This is a genomic window from Microcoleus sp. Pol11C3 (assembly GCF_036701485.1).
Classification (GTDB): domain Bacteria; phylum Cyanobacteriota; class Cyanobacteriia; order Cyanobacteriales; family Microcoleaceae; genus Microcoleus.
On the sequence record NZ_JAUBQW010000010.1, the window covers coordinates 21,500 to 35,873 of the forward strand.

General features: G+C 46.0%; 12 protein-coding genes. 7 read left to right on the forward strand and 5 right to left on the reverse strand.

The window, feature by feature from the left end; translation table 11 throughout:
• Positions 1 to 62: 62 nt before the first annotated feature.
• Complete coding sequence (locus QUA40_RS04620; RefSeq protein ID WP_333122159.1) at positions 63 to 1,541, reverse strand: bifunctional orotidine-5'-phosphate decarboxylase/orotate phosphoribosyltransferase; 1,479 nt, start codon at positions 1,539 to 1,541, stop codon at positions 63 to 65.
• 269 nt (positions 1,542 to 1,810) lie between these two features.
• On the opposite strand from QUA40_RS04620, the gene QUA40_RS04625 reads away from it, so the two are divergent.
• On the forward strand, positions 1,811 to 1,993 hold the full coding sequence (locus QUA40_RS04625; RefSeq protein WP_333122240.1) for a pentapeptide repeat-containing protein: 183 nt from the start codon (positions 1,811 to 1,813) through the stop codon (positions 1,991 to 1,993).
• 97 nt (positions 1,994 to 2,090) lie between these two features.
• Entirely contained in the window at positions 2,091 to 2,801 is a 711-nt protein-coding gene (locus tag QUA40_RS04630) for a DUF547 domain-containing protein (protein ID WP_333122161.1), read from the forward strand.
• 513 nt (positions 2,802 to 3,314) lie between these two features.
• Here the strand turns inward: QUA40_RS04630 and QUA40_RS04635 are convergent.
• The 3 genes from QUA40_RS04635 to QUA40_RS04645 all read right to left on the reverse strand — a co-directional run bounded on the left by QUA40_RS04635 (position 3,315) and on the right by QUA40_RS04645 (position 6,318).
• On the reverse strand, positions 3,315 to 4,640 hold the full coding sequence (locus QUA40_RS04635) for an ATP-binding protein (protein WP_333122162.1): 1,326 nt from the start codon (positions 4,638 to 4,640) through the stop codon (positions 3,315 to 3,317).
• Between the two features lie 239 nt (positions 4,641 to 4,879).
• On the reverse strand, positions 4,880 to 5,254 hold the full coding sequence (locus tag QUA40_RS04640) for a response regulator (RefSeq protein WP_333122164.1): 375 nt from the start codon (positions 5,252 to 5,254) through the stop codon (positions 4,880 to 4,882).
• Between the two features lie 470 nt (positions 5,255 to 5,724).
• Positions 5,725 to 6,318, reverse strand: coding sequence for a Uma2 family endonuclease (locus QUA40_RS04645; RefSeq protein WP_333122166.1), 594 nt, complete (start codon positions 6,316 to 6,318; stop codon positions 5,725 to 5,727).
• 191 nt (positions 6,319 to 6,509) lie between these two features.
• Between QUA40_RS04645 and QUA40_RS04650 the strand changes: the two genes are divergently transcribed.
• From QUA40_RS04650 to hemH, 4 genes are all read left to right on the forward strand, one after another.
• A complete protein-coding gene (locus QUA40_RS04650) occupies positions 6,510 to 7,913 on the forward strand; it encodes a DUF2157 domain-containing protein (RefSeq protein WP_333122168.1) in 1,404 nt (467 codons plus the stop codon).
• Between the two features lie 99 nt (positions 7,914 to 8,012).
• Positions 8,013 to 8,711 (forward strand): GDYXXLXY domain-containing protein, encoded by a 699-nt coding sequence (locus tag QUA40_RS04655; protein WP_333122169.1) that lies wholly within the window; start codon positions 8,013 to 8,015, stop codon positions 8,709 to 8,711.
• A 386-nt stretch (positions 8,712 to 9,097) separates the two neighbouring features.
• Entirely contained in the window at positions 9,098 to 10,222 is a 1,125-nt protein-coding gene (locus QUA40_RS04660) for a hypothetical protein (protein WP_333122170.1), read from the forward strand.
• Positions 10,223 to 10,733: 511 nt separating this feature from the next.
• The gene (hemH, locus tag QUA40_RS04665; protein WP_333122172.1) at positions 10,734 to 11,897 is read left to right on the forward strand and encodes a ferrochelatase; all 1,164 of its coding nucleotides are present in this window, start codon (positions 10,734 to 10,736) and stop codon (positions 11,895 to 11,897) included.
• Positions 11,898 to 12,098: 201 nt separating this feature from the next.
• Here the strand turns inward: hemH and QUA40_RS04670 are convergent, their stop codons facing one another.
• Positions 12,099 to 12,710 carry a DUF4126 domain-containing protein gene (locus QUA40_RS04670; RefSeq protein ID WP_333122174.1) on the reverse strand — a complete coding sequence of 204 codons (612 nt, stop codon included), beginning with the start codon at positions 12,708 to 12,710 and terminating at the stop codon, positions 12,099 to 12,101.
• Positions 12,711 to 13,038: 328 nt separating this feature from the next.
• On the opposite strand from QUA40_RS04670, the gene QUA40_RS04675 reads away from it, so the two are divergent.
• Positions 13,039 to 14,325: a Glu/Leu/Phe/Val dehydrogenase gene (locus QUA40_RS04675; RefSeq protein WP_333122176.1), complete on the forward strand. Its 1,287-nt coding sequence runs from the start codon at positions 13,039 to 13,041 to the stop codon at positions 14,323 to 14,325.
• Positions 14,326 to 14,374: the final 49 nt, after the last annotated feature.

The window sequence follows — 14,374 nt, forward strand, 5'->3', positions numbered from 1 at the left end:
TATAAGATTATTAATTTTTGGCAATTATGGTTGGTAAAACCCGCCCCTACAGGAATTGGGGTTTAATGTTCCGCAGTCAAAAGATTGAATTGCTCGGTATCAATGCGATTTGCTCGATACAAAACTTCAGCTATTTCCGAAAGCGCTAACACAGAATGGGCGCGATAACCATTAGCCTGCATCTTATCTTTAACTCCCTGTTCGTGGTCGATTAATACCACGATATCTTCCACATTCAACCCAGCCGATTTTAACTTAGCCGCGCCTTCCATCACGCTTTTGCCACTAATCAAAATGTCATCGACTACGACAATCGTTTCTCCTGCATTAAAATGCCCCTCAATTAATTTGCCCGCACCGTAAGTTTTCACCTCCTTGCGGGGGAAAATCATCGGGCGTTCCATCCGCAATGCTAAACCGGTTGCTGTGGGTAAAGAACCGTAGGGAATTCCCGCTATGCGATCGAATTTTAAATCCTTGAGAATGTCTGCATAAGCGCTGACAATTTGATGGAAAATCTGAGGAATTGAGATAATTTTCCGCAAGTCGATGTAATATGGAAATACGGCGCCCGATGCTTGTACGTGGTCGCCAAAAACTACGCAGCCGATGTCATAAAGTTGCAAGATTAAATCGCGGTGAGGTTCCGGTTGCAAAAAGCAAACATCGGGCAGCCACAATTCGCAAGTCGGACTACCTTCGATCGCCTGCAGCCTCTGTTTATTAATACTATCCCGCAATTTCTCAATTTCTCGGCGCGGCTCTTTCCCCGCTAATAAATTCGGGGGGACTGGCAACAATAAATCTTCACCATTCTTGCTTAAACCGGCCGCCAGCAGTTGTGCGAGGTCGTTTTCTTCTGTGAGGTCATTTTCTACGGGAATGTCTCCTTCGACTAAAATTAGGCGTTCAGGAGCCGCTTGGCGGATGCGCGCCAACATATCCGGCATTACTCCTACTTCTAAACCGAGTTTTTCGGGAGTTCCCCAAGTTTGAGAGAGTCGGACTAATTGCAAGTACAAAGGGTTTTCGGGCGTCGGGTATTCTTGCACAGCCTCGGCTGAGGGGTTGGCGGTGGCACAGAGTACAAAAACAGTTTTTCCGGCGTATAACAAAAAAGGCGCTACTTGGTCGAATCCGGCATAGGGACTTAAGGTAATAGCGTCAACTCGCCAGTCTTGAAATACAATTTTGGCAAATACTGTGCTGGTATTTAAATCGCAGTGTTTGGCATCTAAAATTACTGGCAGGTGAGGGGGAATAATTGTTAAAATTTGTTCCAGCAATGCCCAACCGGGAATACCGAGAGATTGGTAAAAACCGAGGGTGATTTTGCAGGCACAGATTAAATCTGCTGTTTGGTCGATCGCACTTTTTAGCTTGTCAAACAAATCAGTTACAAAAATTTGAGTTTCCTCCCCAGTCATCGAAACCAGCGGGGGCAAGGTTTCCGGGTCGGGGTCGAGGGCTAAATACAGCAAACTTTGATTGCTTTCAACAGCCGCTAACAGTTTATCGAAAAAGTCGGTTCGATCCGTCATAATTTGTTAGGAAGGTAAGGGGAATTAAAAAAATTGCAGCTCAAAGTGGGATTGGTGTTGTGCCGGAAGAAACCGATCCCCGTTGAAATTGAAATTAAGAATCTTTTAAGATTGTAGAATGTAAAGAGCAGGAAATCTGTAACTTTGGGAGCAGTTTCATGGGGAATGATTGTCGGGTTGGCTAGACCAGTGATTGCAGCTAAGCTGCAGCAAGTCAATTAGTTGTGGTAAACTAACCAGTTTCCGGGCGGGGATTTTATCGGCATTCCCTGCAGCAGGCGAGTTTAGCAAATGCGAATTTGCCAGGGGCAGATTTGAGAGAAGTAAATTTTAGAGATGCTAATTTATCCGGGGCAAATTTGAGCGGGGCTGCTTGGCGACAAGCTAATTTACAAGGCGCTAATTTGAGCGATGCTAATTTAACCAGATCCCGTTTGACGGGGCTAATCTAAAAAATGCTACCGTTGCAGGTGTTATTTGGGTTGACGGTAGTATTAAATAGAAGCAGAAGCTAAAGCCATGCCCGCCTTATATTATGGATAGTAATAAATGACCGGTACGATCGACTTTACGATTTGGGACGAGTTGCTGCAACGCTATGTTGACGATTTGGGCCGCGTCAATTATCGGGGCTGGACAACTGAGGGGGCGGATGTTTTGAGGGCGTGGCTGGAAAGTTTGGCTGATGTGGATTTGGCGGATGGTACTGATGCGGATGCGCGGCTGGCCTTGTGGCTGAATGCGTACAATGCGATCGCAATTTCTCAAGTTCTGGAAGTATACCCGATCGCATCCATCCGTCCCAAAGTTTTGGGAATTCCCAACTGGCTGAGTTTTTTGGATTTTTTCACTCGTTCAAATACGATTATTGGCGGCAAAAAGTACAGTCTCAATCAAATCGAACACGCAATTTTGCGGCCGGAATTTGCGGAACCGCGCATCCATTTTGCATTAGTTTGCGCTTCTGTCGGGTGCCCGCTGCTGCGCCGGGGGGCTTATTTCCCGGAGTCGGTACGGACTCAACTAGAAGCGGATGCGAGCCGTTTTATTCACAATCCTGATAAGGTGCGATATGATGCCCAGAAAAAGACGCTTTATTTGAGCAAGATTTTTAAGTGGTACGGCGAGGATTTTGTAAAGGCGGCGGGTTCGGTGGCTGAGTATGTGGGCGGTTATTTGGGGCCGGAGGCGGCTGTGGGTGATGGATGGGCGCTCGTTTTTTTGCCTTACGACTGGAATTTGAATCGGGTTGATGGATAAAATTTGCGGAAGTGGATAGGTGTTTTTTTGATGGGGTAATTTTTTTCGGCTGCATCAGTTGCGTAGGACAGCACGGCGGAAATAAACAGACCATATTCGTGGGAAAATAAATAGTCGGTTTAAAAACAGTTTCGGCGAACGTATCAAGGAATCACGGTGTGCCTAAGTTAACTCCTAATACCAATTTTTTATGAGGCCGCGTAGAATCCGATCACCCTGGCGCCCCCGCGTCCGGGGGGGGACAAGAGTCCGATCTTTCGTTCCCCGACTATCAGGGAGATGCGAGGGGGATCGAGATATGTGCAACTTCACATTAAATTAGAGACTACTAAATAATTATAAAAAATGCAAATGTCCTGACAAAGAATTAGCACAACATTTTTCTTTAAATAAAAAGATAATTAAATCTAGATTGTCTGATTTGGCAGAGTCGGGTTTTCCTATCCATTTGACTAATACTGCTGTGAGTCAGGTGGAAGAAGTGACACGGAACCAGACAACGGGATCAACTACTTATGATTCTAAGGGTAGAGAAAAGGTGAATACAGCCCCTTGACCGGGTTTACTACTGGCTGTAATGCTGCCTCCATGCGCTTCAATAATGCGTCTGGCAATCGCTAGACCCAGACCTACCCCATTCTTACTAGAGCGACTCGTGGTGTAAAACTGTTCAAAAATGCGAGGTAAATCGGTTTCAGGAATGCCGCTTCCCTGGTCTCGAATTGAAATCCGAGCCTGTTGCTTGTTGCCAGAGGCAGCAATGAAAATACGAGCATTGGGGGTAGAGTATTTAATCGCATTGTCTAAGAGATTCAAAAAAGCCTGTAATAAGCGTTCCGAATCGCCCATAATCCGAAGGTCAGCAATATCAACTTCTATAGTCACGTTTTTAGCCTGCATACGAACTTCCATTGCTCTAATCGCACGGCTGATGACACTTTCTAAGGCAATGGCTTGGATTTCTAATAGCGTGACACCTGCTTCTAAGCGTCCTAAATCGAGCAAATCGTGAATCAAGCCCGAAAGTCGCTTCGTCTCCTCTTTAATGGTTTGAAAAAAGCGATCGCGCAACTCCGGCTCATCCACAGCGCCACGCTCCAGCGCATCAATGGTGACCTGAACATTACTCACAGGAGTCCGCAGTTCATGGGAAACATTCGCTAGGAAGGCTCTGCGTTCGTTGTCCAATGATTTCAACCGTTCACTCATACGATTCAGTTCCGTTGCGAGTTGGTCTAGTTCATTGCTTTGACGAATCACGAGTTTGTCATCAAACTGTCCTCTACCCACACGAATCGCAAAGTTTCGCATCACCTCAATGGGTTTAGAGAGACTCCGGGCTAATCGATCGCTGACCAAGGTACAGAGAAGAATGGTAATGCCAAGGGCGGCTAAAATTGTCCAGATCACCCTTACAAACTGTTTCTGAAACTGTTCTAAAGTAATCGAGATGCGTAATATCCCCAACCGCTGACCGTTGCGAGTCATCGGTTTGGCAATATAGAGGCGATCGTCCGTTGATACAACCCCTTTAGCAATGCCCTGCACCGAATGACCGTTTAGTGCTTCTGAAACGCCAGGTATCGGCACCCAATTGGTGATTTGTCGATCTGTTTGAGGGTCAGAGGTTGCTAGCAGCGAACCTTGGGCATCAAAGACACGGAGTGTGATATTGGCGGGTGCCCCATAGCGCCGGACAATGATCTGCACCCGTTGCGTATCTTTTTCTTCGAGGACATCTGCAACACTCTCGCTCAGTGCTGTTGCCCAGTTTTCTAAATCTGTCTGACGAGACTGCATGAAAAAGGCATAAAACGTCCATAGGATGTAACCAGACATAAGCGAGGTTCCTAAGACGATCAGGAGCAGGTAGGTAGCCAAGAGCTTCGTGTGGATTGAATTCCACCGAAGAGATGCTAACCATCTGCTCGTGAAGGAGTCTTGGGCAAAAAGTTTCATCCGCTCAAACATGGCTGGTATAAATGGTGTATCCGTTGCAAGTGATCCTAACCTAGCGCCATTGGTCACGGATTGAGCCAACCGAGCTATCAAACCCTTGAAGGATGCCTTAACCGCTTTTAAGCAGATTCCGGATGATGGCGACGCAGCAAAGCTTTAATCCGTGCGAGCAATTCCTGCGTATTGAAGGGTTTGGTCACATAATCATCTGCCCCTGCCTCTAAGCCCAACACTTTATCCATATCTTGGTCTTTAGCCGTTAGCATCAGTATAGGCACATTAGAAAAAGCCCGGATACGCCAACACACTTCCATCCCATCAACTTCTGGCATCATCAGATCGAGCAGAATGATATCGGGTACTTGCTTGTGGAATTGTTTGATCGCGCTGTGTCCATCTGGTGCTGTAGTGACCTCATAGCCTTCCTTTCTCAGTGAGTAAGCAAGGCTTTCACAGAGTGGGGCTTCGTCGTCTACCAACAAAAGATGCGGCATTAGTATAAATAGTTACATTTCACATTCAGAATCTCAAAGACACGATTCACCGACATCTACCTTGAGAGGTAAATCGTCTTGGTTCCGCTCAGGTTTTGCTGCTTACAAATACTAGGCAGCAAAACGATGGACAGTTACGAGCGGTTATACTAATTTAATGTGAAGTTGCACATATCTCGATCCCCCTCGCATCTCCCTGATAGTAGGGGGACGAAAGATCGGACTCTTGTCCCCCCCCGGACGCGGGGGGCGCCAGGGTGATCGGATTCTACGGGGCCTCATAAAAAATTGGTATTAGGGATTGAAACGGGTTACTCCAAATTGCATCTCGACGCAAATCGAGCGCTGCCGCAATCAAACTAAAACTCTATTAGGGATTGAAACATAGCCTTAATCAGGTTGAGAGTGGAGATTTTCACTAATCGGTAGGTGGTTAGATGAATGCTAACCAATTAGCTATTGATCCGCCCTTAAACCTCTCCACTCAAAATCTGTTGAACCGTCAAACTTAGCTGTGGAAACATCGGAGATACGATCGCCCCTCCATCCCGAAATACCCCAACCTCAACATATTGCCCCTCCTCAAGCCGCAAAACCGTCACCAATTCTTCTATTGGATCGATAACCCAATACTCTACAATGCCCCGCGCTGCGTACTGAGCTCGTTTGCGATCGTAATCCCGATCCCTGCCCACTCTACCCGGACTGACTACCTCCACAACAAACCGAGGAGGCAGCATATCGAAAGTGATAGTTAGCCTGATTGCTGTCAGCGGAATATGTTCAGGTTCCAGAATTATCAAATCGGGGTAGCGATTGGCGGCATCTTCCGATCGCAAAACGGCAACTTGAACCTCGCAATTATGCGTTTTAATCAGTCTAAGTGGCACTAGCCCGCTGCTAGCCAGATAGAAAAATAGATAGTTAGCAATGAAATTATTAGGTTCAGATTCTGGTGGCAAAGCTATTAACTCCCCATCAATTAACTCATAGCGTTGACCCGTATCATTTGAGTAATTAAGGTACTCGTCAAAAGTTAATTTTTTAGATTGAGCTTGTACCATAATATTAGATTCCTTGATTTATTCGTTCCTTTCGGCTGGGAGTTTGTTTATGTAGAAACGGTTTCAACAGCCGCAGGATATCAATCAAATCTGCTGTGCTAGTTTAGCAGGTGTCCCAGCCTCCATCGACAATCAACCGACAAGTGACATATTAAAAACTATCACAGTTCAAATCCTCTGGAATATTAAAAATGATTTCAGATAAATTTCGGCGCGAGTTGCGAGATCAAGCCAAACTCTGGCAAGCAGAAGGACTCATCGACACTTTATTCTACCAACAACTTTCCGAACGCTACCAATTCAACACACTCGAAACCGCCTCCCGCAACCGTTTCCTCAGCATTCTGATGAGTCTCGGCGGCATTCTCCTCGGTATAGGAGTCATCACCTTTGTAGCCGCAAACTGGCAAGTTTGGTCGCGCGAAGTGAGAGTCGCACTGCTGCTAAGTCTTTTCGTCGCAGTCAATGCAGCGGGTTTCTATCTGTGGCGAATTCCCCCATCCCGAAGCCAAAGCTCAAATCCAAATATTTTGCCCGCAACAAAAGGGCGAAACAAATTCCTAGGTGAAGGATTGTTGCTGTTAGGAGCTCTGATTTTAGGAGCAAATATGGCATTGATGGCGCAAATGTTCCATATTGGCGGTTCTTCCTACGGACTTTTCGTTGCTTGGGGAATCGGTGTGCTCGGAATGGCTTACAGTTTGCGGTTGACTTCCTTGGGCGTTTTGTCCGCACTTTTAATCGGTTTGGGCTATTGGCTTGCTGTCTTAGATTGGTCTTCCAAAGTCGAGTTTTCTTGGCTGGAAGTTTTGGTGCGACAAATGCCGATAGCCGCCAGTATAATGTTTGTGCCGCTGGCTTATTGGTGTCGATCGCGTGCTATTTTTGCCCTAGGTGCGATCGCGATAATTTTTTCGCTACAAGTTTCTATTGTCCAAGGGTTAAATCCAAGCTGGGCTGCTGCAATTTTTTGTGCTTTGCCGCCCGCTTTGCTGTGGGGATACGACGATGCAATCTGGCCGAAGGTACGCAGCAAGCTGTTTCAACCTACCGCCCGCAGTTTAGCACTGCTGTTTCTCGCCGGTGTGTTTTATGTTCTTTCTTTCCACTGGTTTTGGCAAGATTCGCCGAATCCTGAGCAAATTCAGCCAGATGGGGTTTTGCTGGCAAATGTGGCTGTTTTGGGCGGTTTCACGGTGTTTGAGTGGCTGCGCTTGGGACGTTTGGAACTCCGCCGTCCCAAACAAAAACGAGTGGATTTGACCACAAGTGCGATCGGCATTTTTATCCTCGCCAGCGCCTTAATACCGTTTTTTCACCTCAGTTTTACTCCCATTCCGCAATTAGCGACTTTCCTGTTTAATGTTTTATCTTTTCTGCTCGCTGTCGGCTTAATCCGAGAAGGTTTAGCATTAGGAAACCGCAAGAATTTTTGGGGAGGCATGGTATTAATCACCCTGCAAATCATCAGCCGAGTATTTGAATATAACACAGAATTGTTGCTCAAATCTTTTGTATTTGTTTTATGCGGAATCGGTGTTATTGCTGCGGGTTTGTGGTTCGAGCGCCACTTCGCAAAAATCCCCGATGAATAGAAATTATTCATCTCTCTCTTCTGGAGACTCAGCGCCCTCTGCGTTCTCTGCGGTTTAATCATTCCGAAACAACCCTAAACAATATAACCCATACCTAATATGAACAGAAACAACATTGACTTATTAGTTGAAAATCCAGATACAACAAATGTGTTTCAGCTTCCCCCAGAAGCAAAACGCCTTCCCGCCTGGCGGCTGTGGGTTCCTTTGCTGCTGCAAATCGGACTAATTGCCGCCGTACCCGCTCCCGCAGTTTACACTTTTATGACTGGCAAAACAGTTGTCCTGCAAACAGCACCAGTAGACCCTTACGACTTTTTGCGCGGATATTACCAAGTTTTGAGATATGATATTTCCGATCGCACAAATCTCCAAAAACTCCCCGGCTGGAAAGATTTACCTGCCGAAAACACACCTTGTCCGCCCGGGGCTGCTTGTCCACAAAATACACACAATGTCAAGGCACAAACCAGTTTTTATGTAATCTTAGAAGCGCCAAAAGCTGCGACTAATCCCGGTCGCCCCCAAGCTTGGAAACCCGTCCGCGTCAGTCTAGAAAATCCTGGCAATTTGCCCGCCAACCAAATCGCAATTAAGGGCAAATATAACAGTTGGCGGATGGAATACGGCTTAGAAACTTATTATATGCCAGAGGATGAAAGGGAAAAAGTCAATCAGGAGATTAGCGAAGCTCAAAGGAAGCAGAGACAATCTTTTTTGGTAGAAGTAAAGGTTGACAAAACAGGCCATGCTGTGCCTGTGAGTTTGTGGGTGCGCGATCGCAATTATCGATTTTAGCTGATATTTTGCACCATTGTCAGCAACAGGCAAGATGCCTGTTCCACAAAATATAAATTTTCTTGTGGAACAGGCATCTTGCCGGTTCCTAAACAAGTAATTGAGAATGGTGCAACATATGAGTTTTAGCCAATCAGGCCAAAAGGTCGTGAAGCGTAGCTATCCCGTAGGGAATCGGCTTTTTGGTCTAGCTTTGAGTATTTTAGCTTAGGGAGGGGGCTGCTGTTGGGCGATTCCCTACCGCAACGGGCTCGCACGCGCGGGATAGCTTCCCTCGCGCGAAAATTTCAATTGCCGACAACCCAGGAGAATCTATTAAGATATATAAGACTTGTGCAAATCTTGCCAGTTCAAGGGCGCAAGTCATGACTCTACTGGAGCTTCTCATGTTAGCCGAGCTAATCTCAGCCAGACGCATACTCAAGACCAAACTCCTCGACTTCTTAGGACTTCCCGACAATTGCCAAGACCAAACCGATCATCTCGTCAATCGAATTGTATCCCTCCTAGAAGCAAATCCAGCCGAACAAGAAAGATTTTGGGAGACCTTCAAAAGTGAATTAGCAGTCGATCCCGTAGAATTAGAAACAATACTCAAGTGTTCGCCAGCAGAACGCCAGCAGTGGATCGAACAAGACAAACTCCCTGTTCTAGAATACCGCTCTTTCCGCAAATCAGGAATCCATTTAGAATATCCCGTTCACGACAGAAGATTCATCTTAAGTCTCACGCAAACCGATATTAATAATTGGCGCAAAGAACCCAAAGGGCTGATTAAAAATAATCGCCAAATACCCACCCCAATTAATACAGAAAAGCCCGAAGAAAACGAACAATCACGAGTAGCTTTTAGTTCCGAGTGGGAAAAAATCATTGCCGACTGGAAAGAACAAGGTTCTGCGGAAATTTCAGCAACTTTCCAGCTAGCTTACTGGACTGTTTGGGCGTCGCGCTGGGCCAAAGAAAATCAGCTCAACAGCTTTAAAGCAATTAATAAATATAAGGAAATCTACGAAACTCACCAGCAGGAATGGTACCAGCGAAAAAATCAAGCAGTCAAGTTACTGATTGAAATGCCTTACGCCATGCTTTACTTCTACCGTCCGGCGGATGCTGACAAATTATATCTCGAACTGTGCGACGACCACCAGGAAATGATGAAAGATGACTACTATTGGGATAAGTGGGATTTTTTCTATCAGAACCGCAAGCTGGTAAATAGATGCCGCGAATGCGTGTACTCCGAAACCAAAGATTATTACTCGCTGTACTACCTGGAAATCAAGAGCGACAAGTTTCCCGATTTTAGTTTTTCTTTCCACACGCCGTACACAATCGGCAGAAAATTTTTGCCGCATCCAGAAACGCTGCCTTATGTAGACCACGTAGAACAGGACGGCATTTTTCGCTTTGGCCGCCCGCTGCTGGAACAAGAGAAAGTTATTCACACAGAAAAGGATGTATTGCTCAAGTTTGAGGCGGCTTTGGCAGAAGCAAAAAAGTTTTTTTAGTCATTAGTCATTAGGTGGCTGTAGGGGCGGGTTTCACCAACCATAATTGCCAATGATTGAAGATATATAAAACCCGCCCCTACCCAACCGTAAATCGAAATGTACATTTTTCCGATTCGATCGAAGTCAGAGTTCATGTAGACGATCCGTTGGGTGGGGGCGAGTTTATAAGATTGTTGGTTTTAGGCAGTTATTGTTGGTGAAACTCGCCCCTACAAAATTTGGTCGATCGCAATTGACTAAATCCGCATCCGATGACCTGCAAACGGATTCATCCGTGGGGTCGCCTCTAAAATCTAAAGCTCGCTGATCCAAACGAGCATCGCCACCTACGCTCAAAGCAGCCAGACGCGCGATCGCATCTTACAGCCACTGATACTGATAACTTAAATCTCTCAAAATTTTTGCCAAAGTCAAAATTATGTATACCTTGCTATCGACTTAAGATATTATTAAGTAATATGATAAAGATAAGTAACAGAACTGAGACGATGGGAGAGCTGTAACCGCTATGGGTCGTGTGGGAGTATTGCTATTAAACTTGGGCGGGCCAGATCAAATCGAGGATGTCCGTCCTTTCCTGTTCAACTTGTTTGCTGACCCGGAAATCATTCGCATTCCGTTTCCGTGGATGCAAAAACCGCTCGCCTGGTTGATTTCGACCCTGCGCTTTCAAAAATCCCAGGAAAACTACCGCCAAATCGGGGGCGGCTCTCCTTTGCGGCGGATTACCGAGGAACAAGCGGCTTCGCTGCAAGAACTCTTGCAAGAAAAGGGACAGGATGCTCGAGTATACGTGGGGATGCGCTACTGGCATCCTTTTACTGAAGAGGCGATCGCCAAAATTAAGCGCGATCGCATTGAACATTTGACAATCTTGCCGCTGTATCCTCAATTTTCCATCAGCACCAGCGGTTCTAGCTTCCGGCAGCTAGAAGAAATGTGGGGCAAAGATCCAGCCCTCAAGGATATCGAATATACCGCGATTCCTTCTTGGTATAAGCGGCCAGGCTACATTCAGGCAATGTCGGAACTGATAGCCCAAGAACTAGACCACAATCCGAATCCCGATCGAGTTCACATCTTTTTCAGCGCCCACGGCGTCCCCCTCAGCTATGTAGAAGAGGCTGGAGACCCCTATCAGCGCGAGATTGAAGATTGCACTCGTCTGATTATGGAACATTTGGATCGATCGAACGAACACACTCTAGCTTATCAAAGTAGGGTTGGCCCGGTGGAATGGCTCAAGCCTTACACCGAAGATGCCATTACCGAATTGGCAGAAAATGGAGTGCAAGATTTGTTGGTAGTTCCGATTAGTTTTGTTTCCGAACACATCGAGACTCTGCAAGAAATTGATATGGAGTATCGAGAATTAGCAGAAGAATCGGGGATTGAAAATTTCTACCGAGTGCCTGCCCTCAATACTCATCCGGTGTTTATTGAAGCCTTGGCCGATTTAGTCATCGAGTCGATCGAATCTCCCAGCGTTAAATTCTCGGATGTTATACGCCCTTCCAAGACAGTGAAAATGTACCCTCAAGAGCAGTGGGAGTGGGGTTTGACCACGGGGGCGGAAGTCTGGAACGGTCGTGTGGCGATGATTGGTTTTGTGGCACTATTGCTGGAGTTAATTACGGGTCAGGGCCCGCTACATTCGATCGGATTGCTTTAAATTGACAGTTGACTGTTGACAGTTGACTGTTGACAGTTGACTGTTGACTGTAGTTACAAATGACTAATGATATCAAATCCGTTGGTATCGGAATTATTCATCTCTCTCTTCTGGAGACTCAGCGCCCTCTGCGGTTTCTGCGGTAAATCATTCCGAAACAACCCTAAACGATATGACTAATCACCAATAACTAATCAATAATTAATCAGGATCGCGCTTGCGGCGGCGGGGATTTCCCCTATCGCCCGGTATTCCCTGACTTTTGTACCAGCGATACCACTCTTTAGAACTGCGAATTGCCAGCCACAGCAGGATCATAGCAACTAACCCTCCCTGCCGTGGTGCGTCAAAGGCAAACAAAACCAAGGAAATGCACAGAACATCTTGGAGGAAAATCACCCAAATCGGCAAACCCCGCAGCCGATAAAACCATCCAGCTTGTACCAGTTGCAGCACTAAAGCCAACAAACCTCCGACAATACCAATTATCCACAGCATCCAAGGGTGAGCAATAATTTCCTCGATCAAACTTACCTGAGCGATCGCAATTCCCATAATTGCTCCTACAATGGGGCTGAAAATAATTTGCACAATTTGCAGTACCCGCTGTCCTACAAAGGTTTTAGAAGCAAATAACTCTAACAGCGACCAACTCACCAAGATGGTGATAGCCACTTGGGGGGGAACCCCCGATAATAGAGGTATTTCCGACCAAAGTTTGTCAATCCGCAACAAACCAATTAACAGCAGGGGCATGGCAATTCTCATACCCCCTGCCGCAGACGCAGAGAGTGCGGCTAGGAGTCCAACCATAATAATAATTCAGTTTCTAACGTCAGCTAAAGCCTCGATCTATTTCAAAATTTAATTCCCCTGATGGCTGGCACTGATTTGAGCGATCGAACTCAAAGTGCGCCTTTAGCTTCAATATCACCCTCTATTGTAAGTGTATCTGCTTAATCGCTGCTTGGGACTGCTCGAAAAGTCGATCGACACAAGGCAGTGTGTGGACAGTTGACAGTTGACAGTTGACAGAATTCAACCTGGATTGTGATTAAATTAGCTTAAGCACCCGAAGCCTTCTTCTCTCTGATAACAGTCAATAGTCAACAGTCAACAGTCAACTAACAACTAACTTCTTATGTCTGATTCATTATTTGCCGATGCCAGTCGCCGATTAGAACGAGCCTTAAAATATGTGTCGCTTTCCGAGGATACGATCGAACGGCTGAAATATCCCAAATCCAGTTTAATTGTATCGATTCCCGTGCGGATGGACGACGGTTCCCTGCGAATTTTTCAAGGTTATCGGGTGCGCTACGACAATACCAGAGGCCCGTCTAAAGGAGGAGTCCGCTATCATCCGGGAGTATCCCTTGATGAAGTGCAATCCTTAGCATTTTGGATGACTTTTAAATGTGCAGTTTTGAACTTGCCATTCGGAGGAGCTAAGGGCGGAATTACTCTCAATCCCAAGGAATTGTCCAAACTGGAATTGGAACGGTTGAGCCGGGGCTATGTTGATGCGATCGCAGATTTCATCGGCCCGGATGTCGATATTCCCGCGCCGGATGTGTACACCAATCCCATGATTATGGGTTGGATGATGGATCAGTACAATATTATTAAGCGACAGCTTTCTCCAGCGGTAGTGACTGGTAAACCAGTGACAATTGGTGGCAGTTTGGGCAGAGATACCGCAACCGCAATGGGTGCTTTTTTTGTAGTACAAACTCTTCTACCCAAATTTGAGCTAAATCCTCAAGATACAACTGTAGCAGTACAAGGTTTTGGTAATGCCGGTGCCGAAATAGCAGAACTGCTCTGGAAAGCAGGTTACAAAGTTGTTGCAGTCAGCGATTCCCAAGGGGGAATTTATGCTAAACAAGGGTTGGATATCCCCAGTATTAGAAGCTTTAAAGACTCTAACAAAGGTATCAAAGCTGTTTACTGCGAAGGTTCTGTTTGCAATATTATCGAACACGAAATCTTGACAAATGAGCAAATTTTAGCATTAGATGTAGACGTGCTGGTTCCAGCAGCTTTGGAGAATCAAATAACAGAAGCCAATGTTAATGATGTTAAGGCTAAGTTTATTTTTGAAGTAGCTAACGGGCCGATTGATTCTGCTGCTGATGTGGTTTTAGAAGCCAGGGGAATTCAGGTAATCCCTGATATTTTAGTCAATGCCGGAGGCGTAACGGTTAGTTATTTTGAGTGGGTGCAAAACCGCAGCGGACTTTATTGGACGCTGGAGGAAGTCAACCAGCGGTTGAATCATAAAATGGTCGAAGAAACTGAGGCAATTTGGAAAAAATCTCAGGAATTGTCAGTTTCCATGAGAACTGCTGCTTATGTCTACGGGTTAAATCGACTCGGAGAAGCGATGAATGCGAAGGGAACGCGGGATTATTACATAAACGGTTGAGAAAAGTGCGGTAAGATTGTGCGATCGCACAATCTTACCGCAGTTATTC

Excerpts from the sequence above, each read along its gene's own strand:
- QUA40_RS04675 (WP_333122176.1), top strand. The coding sequence starts at position 13,039 with ATGTCTGATTCATTATTTGCCGATGCCAGTCGCCGATTAGAACGAGCC.
- QUA40_RS04640 (WP_333122164.1), bottom strand. The coding sequence starts at position 5,254 with ATGCCGCATCTTTTGTTGGTAGACGACGAAGCCCCACTCTGTGAAAGC.
- hemH (WP_333122172.1), top strand. The coding sequence starts at position 10,734 with ATGGGTCGTGTGGGAGTATTGCTATTAAACTTGGGCGGGCCAGATCAA.
- QUA40_RS04645 (WP_333122166.1), bottom strand. The coding sequence starts at position 6,318 with ATGGTACAAGCTCAATCTAAAAAATTAACTTTTGACGAGTACCTTAAT.
- QUA40_RS04650 (WP_333122168.1), top strand. The coding sequence starts at position 6,510 with ATGATTTCAGATAAATTTCGGCGCGAGTTGCGAGATCAAGCCAAACTC.
- QUA40_RS04620 (WP_333122159.1), bottom strand. The coding sequence starts at position 1,541 with ATGACGGATCGAACCGACTTTTTCGATAAACTGTTAGCGGCTGTTGAA.
- QUA40_RS04630 (WP_333122161.1), top strand. The coding sequence starts at position 2,091 with ATGACCGGTACGATCGACTTTACGATTTGGGACGAGTTGCTGCAACGC.
- QUA40_RS04655 (WP_333122169.1), top strand. The coding sequence starts at position 8,013 with ATGAACAGAAACAACATTGACTTATTAGTTGAAAATCCAGATACAACA.
- QUA40_RS04670 (WP_333122174.1), bottom strand. The coding sequence starts at position 12,710 with ATGGTTGGACTCCTAGCCGCACTCTCTGCGTCTGCGGCAGGGGGTATG.
- QUA40_RS04635 (WP_333122162.1), bottom strand. The coding sequence starts at position 4,640 with ATGTCTGGTTACATCCTATGGACGTTTTATGCCTTTTTCATGCAGTCT.
- QUA40_RS04660 (WP_333122170.1), top strand. The coding sequence starts at position 9,098 with ATGTTAGCCGAGCTAATCTCAGCCAGACGCATACTCAAGACCAAACTC.